The following is a 21,959-nucleotide window of genomic DNA, read 5'->3' as shown; positions in this document are numbered from 1 at the left end:
TATCCCTATGGCGACGAAAAAGAGCAATGAGTCGATCGACGAAAAGGCGTTCCAGGCTCTGGAAGCTGCCCTGAAGATTGATTTCGACGAGCTTGCATCGAGCCCGAATGACAAGACTTCCTTGGATGATCCGGAGGAAAATGTGTCTCAGCCCACCAATCAGGCGGCAACGCCCGATCAGAATAAGAAAGCACGGCCTCAGCCGGAACAGTCCCGCGGGGCACGTGCTGCAGAAGCGGCCAAGACGCTCGCTCCGGAACCTGCGCCCAAGTCCCCGTCCCTTTCCGCCGCCAACGACGATGGTCGCCGTTCGCCGGCTGCGATGCTGCGCGCGCTCGACGTTCGCTCCAATCGCGCCGCGATCCGCGTTGCCGCGCTGGTGTCCGTCATCTGGGCGGTTGCCGGCCTTGGCGTCGCCAACCTTCTTTACGGGCCGCAGATCTGGCAGATCCGTTCGCTGAGCGACCTCTCGGCCACGCCTGGCGCCGTTGGCGTCGCGATCGGTATCGTTCTGCCGATCATGCTCTTCTTCTCCTTTGCCATCATGATCGCCCGCGCGCAGGAACTGCGCAACGCCGCGCGCTCGATGGCCGAAGTCGCCCTGCGCCTTGCCGAACCGGAAACCGCTGCCGCCGACCGCGTCATGACCGTCGGCCAGGCCGTCCGCCGTGAAGTCTCGGCGATGAACGAGGGCATCGAACGCACGATCGCCCGTGCAACCGAGCTCGAAACGCTTGTTCATTCCGAGGTCAACGCCCTCGAACGCAGCTATAGCGAAAACGAACTGCGCGTGCGCACCCTGGTGCAGGAACTCGGCCTTGAGCGCGAAGCCATCATCGGCCATTCCGAGCGTATCCGTTCGGCGATCTCCGGTGCCCATGGCAAGCTGAAGGACGACCTGGAACAGGCGAGCGAAGACATTGCTTCGCGCATCGCGATCTCCGGCGAAGCCTTTGCCTCGCTGATCGATACCCGTGCCGCCGCCCTTAGCGAAAAGTCCGACGGTGCCCTGCAGTCGATCGGCAGCATGCTGACGACCCGCACCGATGCGCTGCTTTCAGGCCTGACCGCTGCCGGCCTCGGCCTCAGCACCGAATTCGACACCCGGCTTGACCAGCTCAGCGACACGCTGACGAAGCGTGGCGAAGATCTGCTCAGCCAGTTCGAAACGCGCGCCTCCTCGCTTGACGCCAGCACCGAGAAGCTGAATGCGGCGCTCAACGAACGCGCCCGCCAGCTCAACGAAACGCTGATCGCCCGCACCCGCGACCTCAACGAAAGCTTGAGCGTCGGCCAGCACGCCATCACCGGCGGCCTCGACCACGTACTCGCCTCGCTCAACGCCACGCTCGACGAAAAGGGCGCGAGCTTCCGTCAGAGCCTGCGCTCCAGCGCCGACGATGCGATCATGGACCTCGACCTGCGCGGCGGTTTCTTCGAAGAAAAGCTGCAGACGACCGTCGGCCAGCTCGCCACCGCCTTCGACGAGCGCTTCCACGAGTTTGCCTCCGCCTTCGACAAGCGCGCGAGCCTGCTCGACACCAAGCTCATGGAAAGCCTGCACCGCATCAACGAGACCGTTTCCGGCGGTTCGGAAGCGATCGGCGGCGCGCTCGACAGCAGCATCGAGAAGATCGGCTCGGCCCTTTCCGACCAGTCGCTGACGCTTGCGACCACGCTCGGCGCCACCCAGGACTTCATCGAAGAGACGATTGCCAGCCGCACCACGGAACTCGGCAACATGATCGGGGATGCACACACCCGCATCGACAGCGTGCTCTCCGAAAAGACCAGCGGTCTGATGGGTGCCCTCACCCAGGCCCAGGACCGCATCGAAAACGGCTTCGGCCAGCGTGCCGACGCGCTTTCGAGCGCACTGACGACGAGCGAACAGCGCCTGACCGAAGGTCTGGACAGCCGCACGGCCGCCTTCGTCGACGGCCTGCACGCAGCGCACGCCCGGATCGAGCAGACCCTGCACGGCTCGACCGACGAAATCACCAGCGCGATCGCTGCCAGCCAGCACCGCCTCGACAACACCCTGTCGGAACGCACCCTCGCCCTTTCGACGATCCTCTCCATGGGCGCGGATTCGATCGATACCGCCGTCAGCGGCACGGCCGACCGGCTGGAGCGCGTTCTTTCCGAACGCGGCGAAGCGATCTCCGACGCTCTCACCAACCAGACGACGGCGCTTGACGGCGTCCTCGCCGAGCGCGCCGCCGCGATCACTTCGACGATGTCGTCGCGCGCCAACGAGATGGCCAACACGCTGAGCCGTCACGCCGAAGACGTGGCCGACAGCCTGACCTTCCGGGCAACGGCTGTCGCCGAAACCATGACGGACCGCGTCGGCGACATCGAGCAGAAGCTCTCCGAGAGCGTCAACACGATCGCCGAAAACCTCGGCGGCCGCGTCAGCCTGATCTCCGATACGCTCACCCAGACGAGCGCCCGCATTGCCGAGGATCTGAGCGGACGTGTCAGCAAGATCTCCGACACGCTGACCGAGACCAGCGCGCACATCGCCGACGCCCTCACGGCACGCACCACCGAAGCGACCGCATCGCTCGCCGGCAAGGCAGCGGAAATCGAGGAGACGCTGAGCGGCCGCGCCGAGCACCTGCGCGATACGCTCTCGTCCACGCACGAGCAGATCCGCGCCACGCTCGACGACCGCATCAACGCCATCAACCTCGCCGTCGGCCAGGGCCGCGACCAGCTCGAAGGCATGCTTGCCGATCAGTCGACCTCGATCGCCACGACGCTTGCCACCAGCGCCAGCATGCTGGAAATGTCGCTCGAAGAACGCCAGGCGGCACTCGCCGGAGCGATCGACCGCAGCGGCGAAGCACTCGACAGCCGCATGCGTTCGACTACGGGCCATATTGCCGAGCGCCTGGCCGAAACCGCCAACCAGATCAGCCTGGCGGCCGACAGCCTCACCAACCGCGTCGACCTGTCGATCAACGGCCTCAACGACCGCCTCGACGACACCGGCATGCGCGTCGAAACCAGCCTCGGCGCCCTCGAAGAGCGCATGCGCGAGAGCGCCGGCAACATCAGCTCGATCGTCGACGAAACCGGCATGCATCTCGAGACCCGCGTCGGCGTGCTCGAAGACCGCATCCGTGGCACCGTCGGCAATGTCGGCGCCGTGGTCGACGACACCGGCGCGCGGATCGAGAGCAATCTCGGCGCGCTGGAAAACCGCATTCGCGGCAGCGTCACCAATGTCGGCTCCGTCGTCGATGATGCGGCGGCCCGCGTTGAAGGTGGCCTCAGCGCGCTTGAAGACCGTATCCGCGGCAGCGTCAGCGGTGTCAACGCCGTCGTCGGCGAGACCGGTGTCCTGATCGAAAGCAGCCTCGGCGCCCTTCAGGACCGCATTCGCGGCAGCGTCAACGACGTCAACACCCTGGTCGACGATACCGGCCTGCGCCTGGAAGTCAGCCTCAGCTCGCTCGAAGACCGGGTTCGCGACAGCGTCGGCAGCGTCAACCAGATCGTCGACGGCGCCGGACAGCGTATCGCCGACAGCCTCGGCGACCGCGCCGGCGACATCGACCGCATGAGCGAAATGGCAGCAACCCGGATCACCGGCGCCATCGAGTCCGGTGCGGAGCGCATCGCCGAACGCCTCGGCACCATGGATCGCGCCCTCAACATCGGCCTTGAGAACGTCAACCGCACGATCGAAGGCAAGGCGGCTGTTCTGGTCACCAGCCTGCGCGGCGCTGTTCACGAGGCGACGCAGGATATCGACGCCGAAGCCAACCGTCTGGAAGGCAAGACCTCCGACATCGTCGCCAATCTGCGCAGCGCCGTCGGCGGCGTGGCCGAAGACTTCGATGCCGAAGCCGTACGCCTGGAAGACAAGGCAGCCGGTCTTGCAAACACGCTCCGCAGCGCCGTTGGCGATGTCGCGCAGGAACTCGACGCAGAAACGCTGCGCATGGAAGACAAGGCTGCCGGCCTCGTCAACACGCTGCGCAGTGCCGTTGGCGACGTCGCCCAGGAGCTCGATGCGGAAACGCTGCGTATGGAAGACAAGGCTGCTGGCCTTGTGAATAGCCTGCGCGGCGCCATCAGCGATGCGGCCCAGGAAATCGACGCGGAAGCCGTCCGCTCGGCCGGGCTCCTGTCGAAGGCCGGCGAAGATTTCGCCTCAGCACTTGCCGCGCGCCAGGCGGATTTCGCCAATACGATCGACCAGACGGCAGCCTCCACGGCCGCACGCCATGCCGAGCTTGCCAGCTCGATCGAGCAGAAGGCGGCAGCCACCGCTGCACGTCATGCCGAACTCGCACGCTCGATCGCCGATGCGGCCGACAGCGCAACCGCACGGCTGGCCGCAACGCACAGTCAGATCGCCAACCACGCCGACAACATCCACCAGGGCCTCACCAACACGGAGAAGGCGCTGGAAGCCCGTGGCGAGGCGATCCGCAACACGCTCGACGAGCGCACCCGCGAACTCAACTCGATGCTCGCCGGCCGCTCGATGGAGCTGTCGCGCCTGATCGACGAGCAGGCACGCCCGGTCATCGACCAGTATGCCGCCACCGGCCGCGAGGCCGCCGAGCGCATCGCCGCCGTGACCCAGGAAAGCGCCGACCGTCTGCGTGCGGAAAACGCCGCCCTCGTCAACGCCATCGCCGAGCGCACTGGCGAGACGCTGAACGCGATCTCCTACCGCGCCGAAGAGACGGCAAAGGCGATGAAGATGGTCGAAAACCGTCTGCAGTCGACCGCCCTTGGCCTGATCGACCAGCTCGCCAACAACAATGCGGCCATCGCCACGGTCATCGACCAGGCGAGCAGCAACCTCGGCGAAATGGACCAGCGCCTGGAATCGACGATCACCCGCGTGTCGGAATCGACCCGCCAGGCCTCCGACATGCTGTCGACCTCCACCCGCCTCATCGAAGGCAAGGTCGACAAGCTCTCCGATATCTCTGCCTCGACCCTGTCGCAGATCGGCGGCATTGTCGGCCGGTTCGAAGACCACTCGCGCGTTCTCGGTCAGGCCTCCGATCTGCTCGGCGCCGCCCAGTCGAACCTCGTCAGCACGCTCGAGGAACGACAGGATGCGCTTCGCACCCTGTCAGTCGGCCTCGTCCAGCGCTCGGAAGAGATCGAACGCACGATGCGTTCGCTCGAGGGCTTCGTCGACGGCGCCTTCCAGCGCGCCGAAGAGCGCTCGGGCCTCGTTGCCGGCAACCTGCGCAGCGGCATCCAGCAGTCCTTCTCCGATGTCGGTCGTCTGCTGACCAGCGCCGAACAGCGCGCAGCCGAAGCTGCTGAAGCAATGCGCAACACGCTGGCCCAGGCCGGCGATGAGGCCGGTGCCTCGGTCGAGCAGGTCTTCAGCCGCGCCGAGGAGCGTTCGCGCCAGATCGCAAACACGCTTCGCTCCGGCGTCGAGACCTCGTTTGCCGACGTCAACAAGACGCTCACCTCGGTCGAGGGCCGTGCGCTCGGCGCATCGGAAGCCCTTCGCCAGGCGATCGCCAAGGTCGGCGAAGATGCCGGTGCCTCGATCGAAGGCGCCTTTGCCAATGCCGAGGAACGCTCCAAGGAAGTCGCCTCGCGTCTGCGCGGCAGCGTTGCGGCCTCGGTGTCCGACATCGAGCGCATGCTTGCCGAGAGCGGCAAGAAGTCCGATGGCGTCGCAGGCCAGCTGCGTGACGCCGTTCGCGTCGCGATCGACGAGGCGATCGGCCGCTTCAGTGGTGCCACCGACGAAATCCGTCGCTCTGCCGGGGAGATCCGCAAGGAACTCGACATGACCCGCGAAGAGCTGAAGCGCGGTGCCTTCGACCTGCCGGAAGAAGCCAAGGAAAACGCGGCCGTCATGCGCCGCGCCGTCAGCGAACAGATCAAGGCGCTGCAGGAACTGTCTGATATCATCGGCAAGTCCTCGACGCAGCTCGAAGTGGCCCAGCCGCTGCGCCAGCAGCCGGCCGCCGCTCCGGTCGCCCGTCCGGTGCAGCAGCAGGCAGCCCCGCAGCCGCAACCGGTCGCACAGCCGCAGCCCCAGCCAGTGGCCCAGCAGCCGGTGGTTCAGCAGACCGTAGCGCAGCAGCCCGTCGTCGAGCAGCCGCGCCGTCAGGAACCGGCACCTGCGCTTCGCGGCAGCCTCGGCATCGAACAGCCCGCCGTTCGCCAGCCGGCGCCGTCGCAGGCGGTGAGCAACGAGGTCGCCGAAGGTGGTGGCTGGATGCGCGACCTGCTCCGTGCGGCGTCCCGCGAAGAGGCACCCTCGCCCGCGCCGCAGCGCCCGGCCGAGGCCCAGCCGACGGCACGGGCCAGCGACAGCCGCAACCCGCGCCACGTGGTTGAATCGTTGAACTCGCTTTCGGTCGATATCGCCCGCGCCATCGATCACGATGCGTCGGTCGATCTGTGGCGCCGCTACCAGCGCGGCGAGCGCGACGTCTTCACCCGTCGCCTCTACACGCTGAAGGGCCAGCAGACCTTCGACGAGATCAAGCGCAAGTACGACCGCGAGCCGGAGTTCCGCACCGCCGTCGACCGCTACATCGCCGATTTCGAAAAGCTGCTCGCGGACGTCGCCCGCAACGACCCGGACAAGCGCATCACGCAGACCTACCTGACGTCGGATACCGGCAAGGTCTACACGATGCTCGCCCACGCCGCCGGCCGCTTCAGCTAAGCGAGCCCGGATAGAGAACAAGGAAACGGCCCCGTCTCGCGACGGGGCCGTTTTCGTATGCAGGGATATCAGAGAAGAAAAGCGACTGATCGCTTCCGCTCCGGTGTCGCAAGCCCTTTATTACGCGGTGTGCATTTCAGGCGCTCCCCGCGGCCGTGCGCCGCGCTATCGAGCTTCTCGCTGCTTCAGGACGACTGCCTGCGAGCGGAGCCGGACAAGCGGGACTTGGGTTCGTCGGCGGCGTCGTGAACAACGTGCTGTCGACGCCCTCCACAGCCACGCTGGGCGAAGCGACGGGATCCGACCAGTCAGCGCAGCGGCGAGCAGCCGCCGACATCGGCGGGCTTGACCCGGCCCGCCTGCAGATCCTTCAGGTAAGGCTTGTTCGGGTCCGGTCCGCCGAGCGCGCCGTCATAGGTCGCACGGTCGATCTTGAGCATGCGGCCGCTTGCGGTGAAGCTCACCATCTCCTTCTTGTTCACATAGGCCGAGGCGACGTTGAGCCGGCAAAAGAACTTCCTCTCGCCATTGCCGACAACCCAGCCCCAGGCGCCGGATTTGCCTCTGGCGAGCTTTCCGGTGGTGTAGCCCTGCTTGGTGAGCGCCGAATAGCTTTCCGCCTGCGCGATGCCGGGAACGAAGGCCAGGCCGATCACGGCGGCGGCCGCCAGGCGTTTCAACGAAATATGCATTGGGTTTCACCCCCTTGAAGAAACAATAACGCAGCCTTCTAGGCGGGCGCCAACGGTCGGCGCAACCATAACATGCAGTCGTCCTTAACAGCATCCCGACGGGCAGACACTCTGCCAGCCAGACAGGTGGAACGCAGGAATGAATGTTGACATCATCACGCTCTGCATCTGAAGTTCGTCCAATGGATAGGGAGCTGCCTTGCACGACACAGCCGATTGAAATCTGCGATTGGTCCTCCGATTGGGCGGAGCGGTTTGCCACCAAGGCGAAGACGATACGCCAGGTTTTGGGCGATCATGCCTTGCGTATCGACCATATCGGCTCCACCGCAATCCGTGGTCTGGCTGCCAAGCCGATCATCGATGTTCAGATTTCCGTTACCGATCTGGTGCCCATCCACGTGCTGGCGGAAAAAATGGCGGCGATCGGCTACCTGTGGCGGCCGCAGAATACCGATCTGACGAAACGCTACTTTCGTGAGCGCCCTGGCGACGAACGCACGCACATCCACGTGCGCCGAGGGGGAAGCTGGCAGGAACAATGGTCGCTGCTGTTTCGCGACTACATGCGCGCCCATGCCGAGGAACACGGCCCATACGTCGAGCTGAAGCGGGCATTGGCAAGCCGACATCGCCACGACCGGGCAGCCTATACCGAGGGCAAGTCGGAACACTTGTGGCAGGTCATTCGACGCGCGGATCGGTGGGCTGCGGCAAGCGGCTGGAGACCAGGTCCTTCCGATGCGTAGGAGCTGCGGATCGACAGACCGGTCTTCCGCTGCCCCGGCACAGCCTTAATCCGAGATCGGTGCGGTGGCCAATGATCGGCCGAATACGGTAGCGGCTGTCTGCATCGCAAGCCTGTCCTGCGAGCGACTGGTCTTTAGCCGCCTGCCCTTCGCCAAAGGAATGCGTGAAGCATCGCGAACTTGCTGCAGGCCCGGCCAAATTCCTCGCCCAGGGTCAACGGTGTCGGGATGCACGGTGGCAAACGCAAAAAGCCCCGGACGAACCGGGGCTTTTTCGTTGGGTCTTGATCGAACCGGCTCAAGCCGGAAACCGATCAATGTTCCTTGTTGGCGTAGACCGACTTCTTGGTGAGGTACACCAGGCCGGTGAAGATCAGCAGGAACACCATTACCATGAAGCCAGTGCGCTTGCGCTCTTCGAGGTGCGGCTCGGCGGCCCACATCAGGAATGCCGAAACGTCCTTGGCGTACTGGTCGACCGTCTGCGGCGTGCCATCGTCATAGGTGACCTGGTCGGCGGAGATCGGCTGCGCCATCGCCAGCGCGGCGGCGTTGGCGAAGTACGGGTTGTAGTGCGTGCCTTCAGCCACTTCGACGCCCTGCGGCGGATCCTGGTAGCCGGTCAGCAGCGCGTGGATGTAGTCCGGGCCGCCTTCCTGGTAGGGCCAGAACATGTCGAAGATGAACTGCGGGAAGCCGCGCTCGATGCCGCGTGCCTTGGCGATCAGCGAGAAGTCCGGCGGAGCTGCACCGTTGTTCGATGCGGCAGCCGCTTCCTTGTTCGCGTAAGGCGACGGGAAGTGGTCGGAGGCGACAGCCTTGCGGGTGTACATCTCGCCGTCGGCGTTCGGGCCGTCCTGGACTTCGTAGTTCGCCGCGAAAGCCTTTACCTGTGCATCCGAGTAGCCCAGGCCTTCCAGCGTGCGGAAGGCAACCAGGTTCATCGAGTGGCAGGCAGAACAGACTTCGGTGTAGACCTTCAGGCCGCGCTGCAGCTGGCCCTTGTCGTAGTGACCGAAGGGACCGGCAAAGCTCCAGTCCTGCTGTTCCGGCTTGTGGATCGGATAGTGGGGCGTACCGCCGCCATGCTCCTCGCCGCCCTTCGCCTCTTCGGCAACAGCCGCACCGAGACCGAGACCAGCGACGACAGCGAGTGACAGAATGCCTGTAACAAGCTTTTTCATTGTTGTGGGTTCCTTATCAATCGCTGTTCTGATCAGGCGCGCGCGGCGGCCGGCTGCGCCTTGGCATTCTGCTTTTCCAGTACCGCTTCGGTGATGGAATTCGGAATGCGCTTCGGCGTTTCGATCAGGCCGAGAACCGGCATGATGACGAGGAAGAAGCCGAAGTAGTACAGCGTGCCGATCTGCGACATCACGACGTACAGGCCTTCTGCCGGACGCGAACCGAGCCAGCCGAGCAGGATGGCGTTGACCACGAAGACCCAGAAGAACAGCTTGTACCACGGACGGTAGACGGCCGAGCGGACCTTCGACGTGTCGAGCCACGGCAGGAAGAACAGGATGATGATCGAGCCGAACATCACCAGAACGCCGCCGAGCTTGGAGTCGATCGGGCCAATGTTGAAGGTGATGGCGCGCAGCATCGCGTAGAACGGCAGGTAGTACCACTCCGGAACGATGTGAGCAGGCGTCTTCAGCGCGTCAGCCGGAATGTAGTTGTCCGGGTGGCCGAGGAAGTTCGGCTGGTAGAAGACGAACCAGGCATAGATGATCAGGAAGACGGAAACGCCGAGTGCATCCTTCAGCGTCGCGTAGGGCGTGAAGGGAACGGTGTCGGTCTTGGACTTGACTTCAACGCCGGTCGGGTTGGTCTGACCCGTTACGTGCAGGGCCCAGATGTGCAGGACGACGACGCCGGCGATCATGAAGGGCAGCAGGTAGTGCAGCGAGAAGAAGCGGTTCAGCGTCGGCTGGTCAACGGCGAAGCCGCCGAGCAGGAACTGCTGGATCCACTCACCCACCAGCGGGAAGGCGGTGAAGAAGCCGGTGATAACGGTCGCGCCCCAGAAGGACATCTGACCCCAGGGCAGAACGTAGCCCATGAAGCCGGTCGCCATCATCAGGAGGTAGATGACCACGCCGAGGATCCAGAGGATTTCGCGCGGAGCCTTGTACGAGCCGTAGTAGAGACCACGGGCGATGTGCAGGTAGACGGCGATGAAGAAGAAGGATGCGCCGTTGGCGTGCATGTAGCGCAGCAGCCAGCCGTGGTTGACGTCGCGCATGATCTTTTCGACCGAATTGAAGGCGACGGTCGTTTCAGCGGCGTAGTGCATCGCAAGAACGATACCGGTCAGGATCTGGACGATCAGCATGACCGAGAGCATGGCACCGAAGGTGTAGGCGTAGTTCAGGTTCCGGGGAACCGGATAGCTGATGAAGCTATCGTGGATCAGACGCGGCAACGGCAGACGGGAATCAACCCATTTCTCAATGCCAGTCGTCGGCGTGTAGGTTGAATGTTCAGCACTCATTATCAGTAGTCCCCTCAACCGATCTTGATAACTGTGTCGGATACGAACGAGAAGGTCGGCACGTGAAGGTTCTCCGGCGCCGGACCCTTACGGATGCGGCCGGCCGTATCGTAGTGCGAACCGTGGCAGGGACAGAACCAGCCACCGAAATCACCGGCCTGGCCAAGCGGCACGCAGCCCAGATGGGTGCAGGAACCGATCATGACGATCCAGTTTTCCTTGCCTTCGCCGGCGGAACGATCGAGGTCGCTCGCGGTTGCATCGGCCGGAAGGTTGGCGTTGCGCGCAACCTGGTCCTTAAGCTCGTCGAGCTGGACGGCCTTTGCCTCCTCGACTTCCTTCTCCGTACGGTTGCGGATGAAGATCGGCTTGCCGCGCCATTTCGCGGTCAGCGACATACCGGGCTGCAGGCTCGATACGTCAACCTCGATCGACGCGAGCGCGAGCGTTGATGCATCCGGACGCATCTGGTCGATGAACGGCCAGGCGACGGCGCCAGCGCCAACGACGCCTGCCATACCGGTAGCCAGATAAAGGAAGTCGCGGCGAGTGGGCTCGCCCAAGGCCTCGCTTGAAGTGTCGTGTTCGCTCACGGCTAAACCATCCTCTCACGCAATATTGCGGAAACCGCATCCGCCCCCGGCGAAATTCCTGCCCCTTGCGGTTTGATCCAGGTCAAGGAACCACGCCCTATTCATAGTGCTGTCGCCCCGTCGCCCTGCAGTTGCAAATGCGACATCGGCACAGAATCCGAAAAGAATCGGCGCGCGCACGGCACGCAGAATCCCCGTCAATCCGGCGCGTTCTATGCTTGATCGCAAATTATGTCCAGCCTTGACAAGGGGATGTGGGCAGATTGTCGCGGGGAAAAGCGCGGCCAATTGGCACAAGGACTTGACGGCCATCAGTTAGGCGGAATTTGCACCCGCCGGATGGGCCTGGAGGCGCCCGAAGAGCGCCCTACTCCGCCGCCTCGTCCCGGGCGAGAAATCCGCCGGACTGGCGCGACCAGAGGCCGGCGTAAAGCCCGCCGCGGGCAACAAGTTCGGCGTGCGTTCCCTGTTCGACGATCCGTCCCTTGTCCATCACTACCAGCCGGTCGAGTGCCGCGATCGTCGACAGCCGATGGGCGATCGCGAGCACCGTCTTGCCCTGCATCAGGCGGTCGAGATTGGACTGGATCGCCGCTTCGACTTCAGAATCGAGCGCCGAGGTCGCCTCGTCGAGCACGAGGATCGGCGCATCCTTCAGCATCACCCGGGCGATCGCGATGCGCTGGCGCTGGCCGCCCGAAAGCTTGACGCCGCGCTCGCCGACATGGGCGTCGAGCCCCTTGTGGCCGCGCTGGTCCTGAAGGTCGGCGATGAAGTCATAGGCTTCGGCTTTCCGTGCCGCGGCGATCAGTTGCTCCTCGTTCGCATCGGGGCGGCCGAAGAGGACATTGTCGCGGATCGAGCGGTGCAGCAGCGAGGTATCTTGGCTGACCATGCCGACCTGGGCGCGCAGCGATTCCTGCCTTACGGTCGCGATATCCTGTCCGTCGATCAGGATGCGCCCGCTTTCAAGGTCGTAGAAGCGCAACAGCAGATTGACGAGGGTCGATTTGCCCGCGCCGGAGCGGCCGACGATACCCACCTTCTCCCCCGGACGGACGACGAGGGAAAAGTCGTCGATGACGCGCTCGCCCTTGCCGTAGTGGAAGCGCACGTGTTCGAAGCGGATTTCCGGCTTGCTCACGGCAAGTTCCGTCGCGTCCGGCCGATCGACGAGACCGATCGACTGCGAGACCAGTTCGGCCGAGTTCTGGATCGTGCCGATGTTGCGCATGATCGAGTTGAACTGCGTCATCATGCGGCCGAGCAGCATGTTGAGCCGCAGCACCAGCGCCAGGGTGAAGGCGACCGCGCCGGAGCTGATCGAGCCCGCGAGCCAGAGATGGATGGCATAGACCGCGATCGCGGTGATCATCAGGCCGGAAAGCAGTGCCAGCGAAGCGCGCACCGCCGTCAAGAGCCGCGTGAACGGGATCACCGCGCGCTGGAACCGGTCGAAGCCGCCGCGGATGTAGCGGTCGTTCTCTTCGTCGCGGCCGAAGAGCTTCAAGGTCTGGATGTTGGAATAGGCATCGACCATGCGGCCGTTCAGCATCGACGCCATTTCGGCGGTATCGCGCGCGTGCTTGCGGATGCGCGGAACGAAGAAGCGCGCCAGTACCAGGAAGACGACGATCCAGAAACCGACCATCGCCGCCAGGCGCCAGTCGAGCTGCGCCACCAGCGCCATGGTCGACGCGGTGTAGATGACGATGAACCAGACGACCTGCAGCAGGGAGACGAGCAGGTCGCTCGTTGCCTGCGCCCCGGCCCAGACCTTGGTGACGATGCGGCCGGAAAAGTCGTTCTGGAAGAAGGTCAGCGACTGCCGGGCGACATGCACATAGGATTGCCAGCGCACCAGGTTCAAGAAGCCTGTCGTGATCGCCTGTTCTTCGACGAGCGCCGCCAGCGACACCGCGACGAAACGGAAGACCATCACCGTCAGGAGCATGAACAGGAGTTCCGGCCCATTGGCGGCGATCAGACCGCTCCAGCCGGCTTCCGGCTTCACGGTGTCGAGCAGATCGACGAGCCGGCCGACGAAATAGAAGAGCCCCGCCTCCAGCATGGCAACGAGGCCGCCGAGCACCGCCATTGCGATGAACGGTCCCTTGGCCTGGCTGGCATAGAACCAGGCAAAACCCCAGAGCGATTTCGGCGGCTGCAAGCGCTCGCGCGCTTCGAAGGGCTTGATCCAGTTCTCGAAGAGGCTGACGATGGCGCTGAGCATGGTTCCGATATAGGCGGTTCGGCGACAACAGCAATCGGTTTCGACACAATTGCAGATTACAAATGCGTAACGTCTAACAAAGAGGCCCGCCGCTCATTCGAACGGCGGGCCTCTGGTTGCTTACTCCGCTGCCTCTTCCTTCTCGACATCGTCGGCGATGAAGCCGCCCGACTGGCGAGACCAGAGATCGGCGTAGAGACCGCCATGGGCCACGAGCTCGGCATGCGAACCGGTCTCGACGATGCGGCCCGCCTCGAGGATCACCAGCCGGTCCATCTCCGTCAGCGTCGACAGCCGGTGGGCGATCGCGATCACCGTCTTGCCTGCCATCAGAGCGAACAGGTTCTCCTGGATCGCCTGTTCGACTTCGGAATCGAGCGCCGAGGTCGCCTCGTCGAGGATCAGGATCGGCGCGTCCTTCAGGAACACGCGCGCGATCGCGATGCGCTGACGCTGGCCGCCGGAGAGCTTGACGCCGCGTTCGCCGACCTGGGCATCCAGGCCCTTGCGGCCCTGGTTGTCCTCGAGCCCCTGAACGAAGTCCCAGGCATTCGCCTTCTTGGCCGCCGCGATGATCGCCTCGTCGTCCGCTTCCGGATGGCCATAGGCGATGTTGTCGCGAATGGACCGGTGCAGGAGCGAGGTGTCTTGCGTCACGACACCGATCTGCGAGCGCAGGCTGTCCTGCGTGACGGTTGCGATATCCTTGCCATCGATCCGGATCGCGCCGTCCTCCAGGTCGTAGAAGCGCAGCAGCAGGTTCATCAGCGTCGTCTTGCCGGCGCCCGAGCGACCGACGAGGCCGATCTTCTCGCCCGGCTTGATGTCGAGCGAGAGGTGATCGATAACGCCCTTGGCCTTGCCGTAGTGGAAGCGGATGTTGTCGAAGGCGATTGCCCCCTTGTCCGCTGTCAGCGCCTTGGCGTCCGGCTCGTCGACGATGTCGTGAGCCTTGGTCATCATGCCGATGCCGTCATAGACCGTGCCGATATTCTCGAACAGCGCCGAGACTTCCCACATGATCCACTGCGACATCCCGTTGATGCGCATCGCAAGGCCGACGGCAATCGCGATCGCGCCGACGGAGATCGCACTCGTCAGCCAGAGATGAATGCCAAGCGCTGCGATCGCAAAGAGGGCGATGCTGTTGTTGGCATAGACCAACACATGGAACAGCGTCACCTTGCGCATCTGGCGATGCACGGTGTCGAGGAAACCGTCCATGCCGTCGCGGGCATAACCTTCCTCGCGGCCGGCATGCGAGAACAGCTTGACCGTGCCGATATTGGTGTAGCTGTCGACGATCCGCCCGGTCATCATCGAGCGTGCATCCGCCTGCTCCTTGGAGATCTTCTGCAACCGCGGCACGAAATAGCTGACGATGCAGATATAGATCGCCAGCCAGATGCCGAGCGGGATCACCAGCCGCCAGTCGGCGGTGGCGACGACCGCGAGCATGGTGACGAAGTAGCTGACGACATAGACGAAGACGTCGAGGATCTTCATCACGGTTTCGCGCACGGCCAGCGACGTCTGCATCACTTTCGTTGCAACGCGTCCGGCGAACTCGTTGGCAAAGAAGGTCATGCTTTGGCGCAGCAGGTAGCGGTGCATCTGCCAGCGGGCGATCATCGGATAGTTGCCGAGCAGCACCTGGTGCATGATCAGCGAATCGATCGCCACCAGGCCCGGCAGGCCGATGAGGACGAGCGCAGCCATCCAGAACAGCCGTCCGCCTTCGGCGGCAAGGAAGCTCTCGCGGTCAGCGCTCGACAGCCAGTCCACCATGTTGCCGAGGAACTGGAACAGCGCCACCTCGCCAATGGCGATCAGCGCCGTGCAGACGGACATGATGACGAGCCAGGGTGCCGCCGGCTTGGAATAGTGCCAGCAGAAGCCGAACAGGGTCTTCGGCGGAACCGTCGGTTCCTCCGCAGGGTAAGGATTGAGGCGGGATTCAAACCAGCCAAACATAACATTGCTCCTTCAGAGTATTTTGAAGGAAAGCGGGATTTCGCCCCGCATTCTTATGATGAAAAAGTCAGTCCGGAAATGCAGCCCACAAAGGGCTTCGTCTTCCGGAGTCCCGGAAGCGCGTCGATCTCGGTTAGAAGATAGGTCGCGGAACCGGTCAGGCCAAACGGTGGCCCACTACTCCAGGAAGGCGTGTCAACATCGATACATTCATGTTTGCCTCCGTCGGTTCGCGTTGAAGAGGTCCGATCTCTACCCTTATTCGCGCTCGCATGCCAGATTGTCGCAGGCACTTTTTTGCCCAATTTTTCATCGCTCCGACCGCTGTTGCTGTTTCGGCACAGATTAGCGCGGGCAAAATGAGCGACCTGAAATTGACGGCCACATCGTTCGATCGAGGCTGGATCGCTTATGCATTCGGTGCGATAGGAGCCGCCATCGATATTCGTTCCGCCGCTATCTCCCGGAGCAGTCACGACCCCATGAGCAATCTGCGCATCGCCCTCTACCAGCCCGACATTCCCGGCAACACCGGCACGATCCTGCGTATGGCGGCCTGCCTCGGGCTTGGCGTCGACGTGATCGAGCCCGCCGGCTTCGACCTTTCCGACCGCAACCTGAAGCGCGCCGGCATGGACTATATCGCGTCGGTGGCGCTGACCCGTCACGTCAACTGGGAGCGCTTCGAGGAGTGGCGCGCCGCGGGTGGACGCCGCCTGGTGCTCGCCTCCACCAAGGCTGCCCTGCCCTATACCCGCTACGATTTCCGCCAGGACGACATCCTGCTCTTCGGGCGGGAAAGCGCCGGCGTGCCCGACCACGTGCACGAGCGCGCCGACGGCCGCATTCTCATTCCGATGGCCGACGGCCAACGCTCGCTGAACATCGCCATCTCCGCCGCGATGATCGCCGGCGAAGCGATCCGGCAGGTTTCGCCGCTCTGATACCGCCTCCATAGCCGTCTCCTTGGCGCCAGGCCGAGCCTTTGAGATCCCACCGCCGTTCACACAGGCGCATCAAGCCGCGACTTCGTTGTAAGGCTTGGTCTTGCGCGCCTGCTTCAACACCCGCGCCCACCAGGTCAGGCGATCCATCATCAAAAACAGCGGCGCGCGCAGCTCCTCCGGCTTGTAGAGATTGCCGGCAGCGTCGAACTTCGACCACGCCTTCGGGAAGGTCACCCCGTCGCGCAGCGTCACCGCATGCAACTCTCCAAACACCTGGCGCAATTGCTCGACAGCGCGGATGCCGCCCGAGGCGCCACCATAGGAGACGAAGGCGACCGGCTTTGCATGCCAGGGCTCGTAGACCGAGTCGATCAGCTCCTTCAGCGCCGCCGGGTAGCCGTGATTGTATTCGGGGGTGACGACGATGAAGGCATCGGCCTCGGCGATCTTGCGCTCCAGCCACTCGCCGGGATTGACCGCCGCGCCAAGGCCGCGCGACGTTCTGAGTCTGGCCGGATCGATGATCGTCAGCGTGAACGTAGCGGAAGCCGAAAGTTCCCGGATCAGCCAGTTGGCGACCGTGTCGCAGAAGCGACCCTGGCGCGCGCTGCCATAGATCACGGCAAGGGTCATTTTCTCAGTCATGGGATCAAGCTCCTGTTGTCTCAGTCATGGAGCCAATGCTATAAAACCTCAATATTAGTTGAGGTCAATAGCCGTCATGACGATTGTGAAGCAAAGCGAATTACGCCGCGAACTGACCGTGGGCGAAGTGGCGGAGCGCAGCGGCGTCGCCGTCTCCACCCTGCATTTCTACGAGGCCAAGGGCCTCATCCGCAGCAACCGCACCCGCGGCAACCAGCGCCGCTATCCGCGCGGCGTGCTCAGGCGCGTCGCCGTCATCAAGGTGGCGCAGCGCACCGGCATTCCCCTGTCGGAAATCCAGGACGCATTGTCGGTGCTGCCGGACGATCGTCCGCTGACGGTCGAGGATTGGGGCAGATTGTCCGAAACCTGGCGCGAACAGCTGAACGAACGCATCGCCAACCTCATGGCCTTGCGTGACCACCTGACGGGCTGTATCGGCTGCGGCTGCCTGTCCTTGCGTGAGTGTCCGCTGCGCAATCCGCACGACGTGCTGTCTATGGAGGGTGCCGGGCCGCGGCTCATGGATGAAGACGGCCGCCCTTGAGCGCCGGGACGGTGGAAATCTGCCGCGTTTGTCGACGAGACTGGTGATCACTGAAAAAGCGGCAGGGCGACGGATCAATCCGCGCTCGGCAGGCGGCGCATCGTAAACTCGATCTCGTCGCCGTCGAGCTGTCGCCAGCTTTCCACTTCGGTCCAGTAGGCGGCCTTCGGCCAGGTGTCGAACCATTCCCGGGCCTTCGCGCGGGCAGCACTGCGATCGAGCCGAAAGGTTTCCCGCACGAAAAGGCCATCGCCTCGTGTCGGATTGTCCCGGCGATGCCGGGCGATCTGCCGCCGCAATCCATCGAGCGGCGGGCCTGCAGGTATTCTTGCCATGGGCTATACCTCTGGATTGTAAGATAGTGAGGCAAGCCAGCCTTTGCCAGAGCTTTGTGCGGCGGTTTCGCTAGGCCAAGGACGCGCCGCGACAGAGTGGCCGAGGCGGCTGGACCGCCGTTGCCATCAGCGCCAAAGTGTGAACTGTGACGACTTCACTCGAATCGGCGGTATTTCATCGGGATATCCCGCCAACAGGACGTAATTTCATGGAACGACCGCAGCTACCCCAGGGGCTCCCCGCAGACATCGAAGACAGGAAGGCGGAGGCGCGTGCATGGTTCGAGGGGCTGCGCGACACCATCTGCGCCGCCTTCGAGGCGGTTGAAGACGAGCTGACCGGGCCGCTGTCCGATCGCGCCCCCGGCCGCTTCGTCGCCAAGGACTGGAGCCGTGAAGACGGCAAGGGCGGCGGTGGCCGCATGTCGATGATGGAAGGCCGCGTCTTCGAAAAGGTCGGCGTGCACACCTCGACCGTCTACGGCGAATTCTCGCCCGAATTCCGCAGCCAGATCCCGGGTGCTGCCGAAGATCCCCGCTTCTGGGCTTCGGGCATTTCGCTGATCGCCCATCCGGTCAATCCCAACGTGCCGGCGGTTCACATGAACACCCGCATGGTCGTGACGACCAGCAACTGGTTCGGTGGCGGCGCCGACCTCACCCCGGTGCTCGATCGCCGTCGCGTCATGACGGATCCCGATACCCAGCTCTTCCACCGCGCGATGGAGATCACCTGCGGGCGCCATGCCGTCGCCGATCATGCCAAGTTCAAGAAGTGGTGCGACGACTACTTCTTCCTGCCGCATCGCAACGAGGCGCGCGGGACCGGCGGCATCTTCTACGACTGGCTGCACTCCCCGGAAGAGCAAGGCGGCTGGAACGCCGACTTCGCCTTCACCCGTGATGTCGGCAAGGCGTTCGCCATCGTCTATCCGAAGATCGTCCGCACCAACTTCAACACACCCTGGACCGAGGACGACCGCGACGAACAGCTGGTACGCCGCGGCCGCTATGTCGAGTTCAACCTGCTCTACGACCGCGGCACCATCTTCGGCTTGAAGACCGGCGGCAATGTCGAGTCCATCCTGTCGTCCCTGCCCCCGGTCGTGCGCTGGCCGTAAGGCTCAACGGCATCACACAGAATGAGAGAAGCGCTCGCACCGCGCAGACGCGCTTCTCTCCGGACCATTCGCAGCGTGTCCGAACCTATGAGTGGCTTACTGACCACGGTCGTTCCGAACGAAGATCTTTGGACCTTCCCTGACGTCACTTGCAGATCCGCACCTTCTTCCAGAAAAGCTTGCCGTCGGCGCCATAGGCCCGTTCGGTCTTGATGACGCAGCTCGGCTTGCAGCCGTAGCTGTAGTTCGCCGCCTTTGCCGGTATGGCCAAGGCAAATGCCATCGTCGTCGCCAGAGCCATGGCGAAGCAAGAACCGCGCATTTTGTATATCCCCGTGTGACTTAACCGCGACGGAGCCGCCCGTCGCCTGAAACGAGCCATCGCACGGATCAGTCCCACCCCGCTGTTTCGAATGAAACAGGCGAACAAAGCCCGCTATCAGGCGTTTCACCTTCGTCGAGCGAGGTGAAAACAATGATCTTCAAGAAACGGACATTTTACGGCGATGAACCGGAGCGGCAGGTGGCCGATCACCCGGCCGAACTGGAGCGCCGCGTCGCCCATCTCCTGGCGGTCACGCCCGGCCTCGATGCAGCCGATGTCACTGTTACCGCCAAAGGCAACACCATTGTGCTTGCCGGTTTCGTGGCGACCGAAGGCGAAGTTTTCCGCGCCGAAGAGGCGGCAAAACAGGTGCAAGGCGTCGCGGAAGTGATCAACCGGATCGAGACGGTCACCGCAAGATAGAAGCGTCCTCGGTTCCTCAGATGGAGCCGAGCGTCCAGCTGACGATTTCTGCCGAAACATTGGCGAAGGCCTGATCCATGGCCTTGATGAAGGCCGTGTTGCCCGTGCCCTTGACTGCGGCCGTGGCGCGAAACGCCTTCGCCGCCCGCACTGTGCCGTTGCGGTCGTTCAGGATCTTGGCGAAGATTTCGACATTGGCCACGTCGGTGCCTTCGGTCGAAATCTCGAAGGCGCGGATTTCGGTGATGACCTGGTAATCGATTGCCAGGCCCTGGCCGGGCTTGCCGACACCGCCGACCTTGCCCGTGTCCTCGAAGGCCTGGACGAGCTTCGACTGCACCAGCTTCGGCAGGCGATCGCTCCACTGCGCCTTGGCGAGATATTGCAGCTCGGCCCCGGATAGGCGGATGACCACCTGATCGCTGTCGAGCGCCTTCAGAGCCGTCGGCTCCGGCACGAGGATCTGCTTGCCCGTGGCTGCACGACCTTCGACGGCCGGCCTTGCCGAAAGACTGTAGGTGTCATTGACCGCTTTGGTACCGCAGCCGGCAAGGCCCGCTGCCAGCATGAAAATCAGGGCGGAGCGCCACGCTCCCGTCACTCGCACGCCCACCAGCCCTGGAAAACTCATACTGCCGTTACCTTTGTCCCACACAACTTCGGCGCATTCCGGATCGAAACACACCACCCGGCCCCACGCCGGCTGTGCCCACCGACTCAGCGTCGGGTGCGGCCATCATATTGCTTTACCGTCTCGCCGCCAAAGAGAAGACGCTGCGGATCCTTGTCGAACGTGGAGATCGTGTTCTCCAGGCTCTGCACCGTGCGGCGCGTGTCGGTGACGAGCGCCTCGACGTCGCGCAGGCCCGAGCCCGAGAAGCGACGAAGGTTGTCGGCGATCGGCCCGATCTGCGCGTTCAGATTGTCTGCCATCTTGCGGAAGGACTCGAGCGTCGCGCGAGCATCGGCCGAAAGCGAAGGCGCGTCGGCGTCGCCGAGGAAGCCGTCGACCTTGACGAGAATGCTGTCGACGCGGTTGGCCGAAGCGTTCAGCTTGCTCGCAAGCTGCGTAACGTCGGTGATCGTGCGGTCGATGTCCTGCTGGCGCGCCGTGATCTTCGCGGCGAACTGCGAGATGTTGGCGACCGTCTTGCGGGCGTCGGCGGTCGCCGCGGTGATGTCGTTGACGACGAGTTCCACCTTCTGCTTGTCGACCGAAGCGACCAGCGTATCGACCCGCTCCAGCGTCTTCTGAGCGTTCTTTCCGAACTGCTCGTAGGTTTCGACGGTCTGCCGGAAAGCCGCGATGGTCTCGGAAACGCCGCCCGAAGCCTGCTTCAGGTCGTTGCTGATCTGCTCGACGTTCGAGACGATGCGGTCGATCTTCTTGGGATCCACCGACTTCACGAGCGTCTCGGCCGTTTCGAGGGTCGAGTCGAGCTTCTTGGATGCCGCGCTGACAGAGCCGGAGAGTTCCGTCACGCTTTTGAGGAAATCGTCGATAGCGCCGGAATTGTTCGCAAGCGCGTCGGAAAACTTCTCGGCATTGCCGATCGTCTTGGTGAGCGGACCGCGCACGTCGGTCACGAAGCCCTGGATGTCGGTGATGGCGCTGTTGGCGCGATCCATGATCTGGTCGGCCGTAGCGAGCAGGCTGGTGACGCTCGACTGGTCCGCAAGGATCCGGGCCTGGGTGCCCTTTTCGATCGCGGTCTTCAGGATGTTCTCGTCGCCCTTGTGACCGCCGCTAAGCTCGATATAGGCAGCGCCCGTCAGGCCCTGCACTTCGAGCGTCGCCTTGGTCGACTTCAGCACCGGCGCATCGACCGAAACCTCGGTCAGCGCGATCGAATAGCGCGGGTCGTTGGCATCGATCGCGAGGTTGCGAACCGTGCCGACGGGAATGCCGTTGAAGCGCACCGGAGAGCCGACCGAAAGGCCGTTGGCCGACCCCGGAATATTGACCACCAGCTCGATCATCTCGCCGCTTCGGCCATACTGCGACATCCAGTAGACGAAGCCGAATGCGGCCGCGACCACGAACACCGTGAAGAAACCGACAATGGCGTAGTTCGCTTTCGTTTCCATTCGTACCGACTACCTTCGTGGCCGCTTCACCGGCTCTTCCTTCGATCTCGACACCTGGGCGTCAAAACCGCACCTAGCGGAGCGCCATGCGTCCAACGAACGCATCGCGCA

The 21,959-nt window shown here is 63.6% G+C and carries 17 protein-coding genes; 6 read left to right on the top strand and 11 right to left on the bottom strand.

Translation table 11 applies throughout. The features are described 5' to 3' along the window. Window positions 1–7 precede the first annotated feature (7 nt). Window positions 8–6,679 (top strand): kinesin, encoded by a 6,672-nt coding sequence (locus JVX98_RS11920; RefSeq protein WP_205238716.1) that lies wholly within the window; start codon window positions 8–10, stop codon window positions 6,677–6,679. Between the two features lie 308 nt (window positions 6,680–6,987). Here the strand turns inward: JVX98_RS11920 and JVX98_RS11915 are convergent, their stop codons facing one another. Further along, complete coding sequence (locus JVX98_RS11915) at window positions 6,988–7,371, bottom strand: hypothetical protein (RefSeq protein ID WP_205238715.1); 384 nt, start codon at window positions 7,369–7,371, stop codon at window positions 6,988–6,990. 146 nt (window positions 7,372–7,517) lie between these two features. Here JVX98_RS11915 and JVX98_RS11910 point away from each other — a divergent pair, with 146 nt between their 5' ends. Then, complete coding sequence (locus JVX98_RS11910) at window positions 7,518–8,120, top strand: GrpB family protein (RefSeq protein ID WP_246765006.1); 603 nt, start codon at window positions 7,518–7,520, stop codon at window positions 8,118–8,120. 314 nt (window positions 8,121–8,434) lie between these two features. Here JVX98_RS11910 and JVX98_RS11905 read toward each other — a convergent pair whose 3' ends face one another. The 5 genes from JVX98_RS11905 to JVX98_RS11885 form a co-directional block, all read right to left on the bottom strand. Continuing rightward, a complete protein-coding gene (locus JVX98_RS11905; protein ID WP_043626068.1) occupies window positions 8,435–9,304 on the bottom strand; it encodes a cytochrome c1 in 870 nt (289 codons plus the stop codon). A 32-nt stretch (window positions 9,305–9,336) separates the two neighbouring features. Beyond that, entirely contained in the window at window positions 9,337–10,617 is a 1,281-nt protein-coding gene (locus JVX98_RS11900) for a cytochrome b N-terminal domain-containing protein (RefSeq protein ID WP_192446243.1), read from the bottom strand. Between the two features lie 14 nt (window positions 10,618–10,631). After that, complete coding sequence (gene petA, locus JVX98_RS11895; protein WP_192446244.1) at window positions 10,632–11,210, bottom strand: ubiquinol-cytochrome c reductase iron-sulfur subunit; 579 nt, start codon at window positions 11,208–11,210, stop codon at window positions 10,632–10,634. Between the two features lie 367 nt (window positions 11,211–11,577). Further along, window positions 11,578–13,443, bottom strand: a complete 1,866-nt coding sequence (locus JVX98_RS11890; protein WP_205238714.1) for an ABC transporter ATP-binding protein — start codon at window positions 13,441–13,443, stop codon at window positions 11,578–11,580. A 120-nt stretch (window positions 13,444–13,563) separates the two neighbouring features. Further along, entirely contained in the window at window positions 13,564–15,417 is a 1,854-nt protein-coding gene (locus JVX98_RS11885; RefSeq protein ID WP_192446246.1) for an ABC transporter ATP-binding protein, read from the bottom strand. A gap of 482 nt (window positions 15,418–15,899) precedes the next feature. On the opposite strand from JVX98_RS11885, the gene JVX98_RS11880 reads away from it, so the two are divergent. After that, window positions 15,900–16,361: a tRNA (cytidine(34)-2'-O)-methyltransferase gene (locus tag JVX98_RS11880; RefSeq protein WP_205238713.1), complete on the top strand. Its 462-nt coding sequence runs from the start codon at window positions 15,900–15,902 to the stop codon at window positions 16,359–16,361. Window positions 16,362–16,433: 72 nt separating this feature from the next. Here the strand turns inward: JVX98_RS11880 and JVX98_RS11875 are convergent, their stop codons facing one another. Then, window positions 16,434–17,009, bottom strand: a complete 576-nt coding sequence (locus JVX98_RS11875) for an NADPH-dependent FMN reductase (RefSeq protein ID WP_205238712.1) — start codon at window positions 17,007–17,009, stop codon at window positions 16,434–16,436. Window positions 17,010–17,085: 76 nt separating this feature from the next. Here JVX98_RS11875 and soxR point away from each other — a divergent pair, with 76 nt between their 5' ends. Continuing rightward, window positions 17,086–17,556 carry a redox-sensitive transcriptional activator SoxR gene (gene soxR, locus JVX98_RS11870; protein ID WP_192446249.1) on the top strand — a complete coding sequence of 157 codons (471 nt, stop codon included), beginning with the start codon at window positions 17,086–17,088 and terminating at the stop codon, window positions 17,554–17,556. Between the two features lie 74 nt (window positions 17,557–17,630). On the opposite strand, the gene JVX98_RS11865 is transcribed toward soxR, so the two are convergent. Beyond that, window positions 17,631–17,891, bottom strand: a complete 261-nt coding sequence (locus JVX98_RS11865; RefSeq protein WP_077961089.1) for a hypothetical protein — start codon at window positions 17,889–17,891, stop codon at window positions 17,631–17,633. Window positions 17,892–18,100: 209 nt separating this feature from the next. On the opposite strand from JVX98_RS11865, the gene hemF reads away from it, so the two are divergent. Further along, window positions 18,101–19,012, top strand: coding sequence for an oxygen-dependent coproporphyrinogen oxidase (hemF, locus tag JVX98_RS11860; RefSeq protein ID WP_205238711.1), 912 nt, complete (start codon window positions 18,101–18,103; stop codon window positions 19,010–19,012). Between the two features lie 145 nt (window positions 19,013–19,157). On the opposite strand, the gene JVX98_RS11855 is transcribed toward hemF, so the two are convergent. Continuing rightward, complete coding sequence (locus JVX98_RS11855; RefSeq protein WP_192446250.1) at window positions 19,158–19,334, bottom strand: hypothetical protein; 177 nt, start codon at window positions 19,332–19,334, stop codon at window positions 19,158–19,160. A 153-nt stretch (window positions 19,335–19,487) separates the two neighbouring features. Here JVX98_RS11855 and JVX98_RS11850 point away from each other — a divergent pair, with 153 nt between their 5' ends. Then, on the top strand, window positions 19,488–19,760 hold the full coding sequence (locus JVX98_RS11850; RefSeq protein WP_060585030.1) for a BON domain-containing protein: 273 nt from the start codon (window positions 19,488–19,490) through the stop codon (window positions 19,758–19,760). A 16-nt stretch (window positions 19,761–19,776) separates the two neighbouring features. Here JVX98_RS11850 and JVX98_RS11845 read toward each other — a convergent pair whose 3' ends face one another. Beyond that, a complete protein-coding gene (locus tag JVX98_RS11845; protein WP_205238710.1) occupies window positions 19,777–20,391 on the bottom strand; it encodes an ABC-type transport auxiliary lipoprotein family protein in 615 nt (204 codons plus the stop codon). Between the two features lie 86 nt (window positions 20,392–20,477). Beyond that, window positions 20,478–21,848, bottom strand: coding sequence for an MlaD family protein (locus tag JVX98_RS11840; protein ID WP_043623847.1), 1,371 nt, complete (start codon window positions 21,846–21,848; stop codon window positions 20,478–20,480). Window positions 21,849–21,959 lie beyond the last annotated feature (111 nt).

The organism is Ensifer sp. PDNC004 (genome assembly GCF_016919405.1).
Lineage (GTDB): Bacteria > Pseudomonadota > Alphaproteobacteria > Rhizobiales > Rhizobiaceae > Ensifer.
Note: the sequence above shows the minus strand (reverse complement) of the source record. Positions and strands in the feature narration are given on the sequence as shown.

Bases quoted from the DNA above. Each gene is read 5' to 3' on its own strand.
- JVX98_RS11920 (WP_205238716.1), top strand. From the start codon at position 8: ATGGCGACGAAAAAGAGCAATGAGTCGATCGACGAAAAGGCGTTCCAG.
- JVX98_RS11915 (WP_205238715.1), bottom strand. From the start codon at position 7,371: ATGCATATTTCGTTGAAACGCCTGGCGGCCGCCGCCGTGATCGGCCTG.
- JVX98_RS11905 (WP_043626068.1), bottom strand. From the start codon at position 9,304: ATGAAAAAGCTTGTTACAGGCATTCTGTCACTCGCTGTCGTCGCTGGT.
- JVX98_RS11900 (WP_192446243.1), bottom strand. From the start codon at position 10,617: ATGAGTGCTGAACATTCAACCTACACGCCGACGACTGGCATTGAGAAA.
- JVX98_RS11890 (WP_205238714.1), bottom strand. From the start codon at position 13,443: ATGCTCAGCGCCATCGTCAGCCTCTTCGAGAACTGGATCAAGCCCTTC.
- JVX98_RS11885 (WP_192446246.1), bottom strand. From the start codon at position 15,417: ATGTTTGGCTGGTTTGAATCCCGCCTCAATCCTTACCCTGCGGAGGAA.
- JVX98_RS11880 (WP_205238713.1), top strand. From the start codon at position 15,900: ATGAGCAATCTGCGCATCGCCCTCTACCAGCCCGACATTCCCGGCAAC.
- JVX98_RS11875 (WP_205238712.1), bottom strand. From the start codon at position 17,009: ATGACTGAGAAAATGACCCTTGCCGTGATCTATGGCAGCGCGCGCCAG.
- soxR (WP_192446249.1), top strand. From the start codon at position 17,086: ATGACGATTGTGAAGCAAAGCGAATTACGCCGCGAACTGACCGTGGGC.
- JVX98_RS11865 (WP_077961089.1), bottom strand. From the start codon at position 17,891: ATGGCAAGAATACCTGCAGGCCCGCCGCTCGATGGATTGCGGCGGCAG.
- hemF (WP_205238711.1), top strand. From the start codon at position 18,101: ATGGAACGACCGCAGCTACCCCAGGGGCTCCCCGCAGACATCGAAGAC.
- JVX98_RS11855 (WP_192446250.1), bottom strand. From the start codon at position 19,334: ATGCGCGGTTCTTGCTTCGCCATGGCTCTGGCGACGACGATGGCATTT.
- JVX98_RS11850 (WP_060585030.1), top strand. From the start codon at position 19,488: ATGATCTTCAAGAAACGGACATTTTACGGCGATGAACCGGAGCGGCAG.
- JVX98_RS11845 (WP_205238710.1), bottom strand. From the start codon at position 20,391: ATGAGTTTTCCAGGGCTGGTGGGCGTGCGAGTGACGGGAGCGTGGCGC.
- JVX98_RS11840 (WP_043623847.1), bottom strand. From the start codon at position 21,848: ATGGAAACGAAAGCGAACTACGCCATTGTCGGTTTCTTCACGGTGTTC.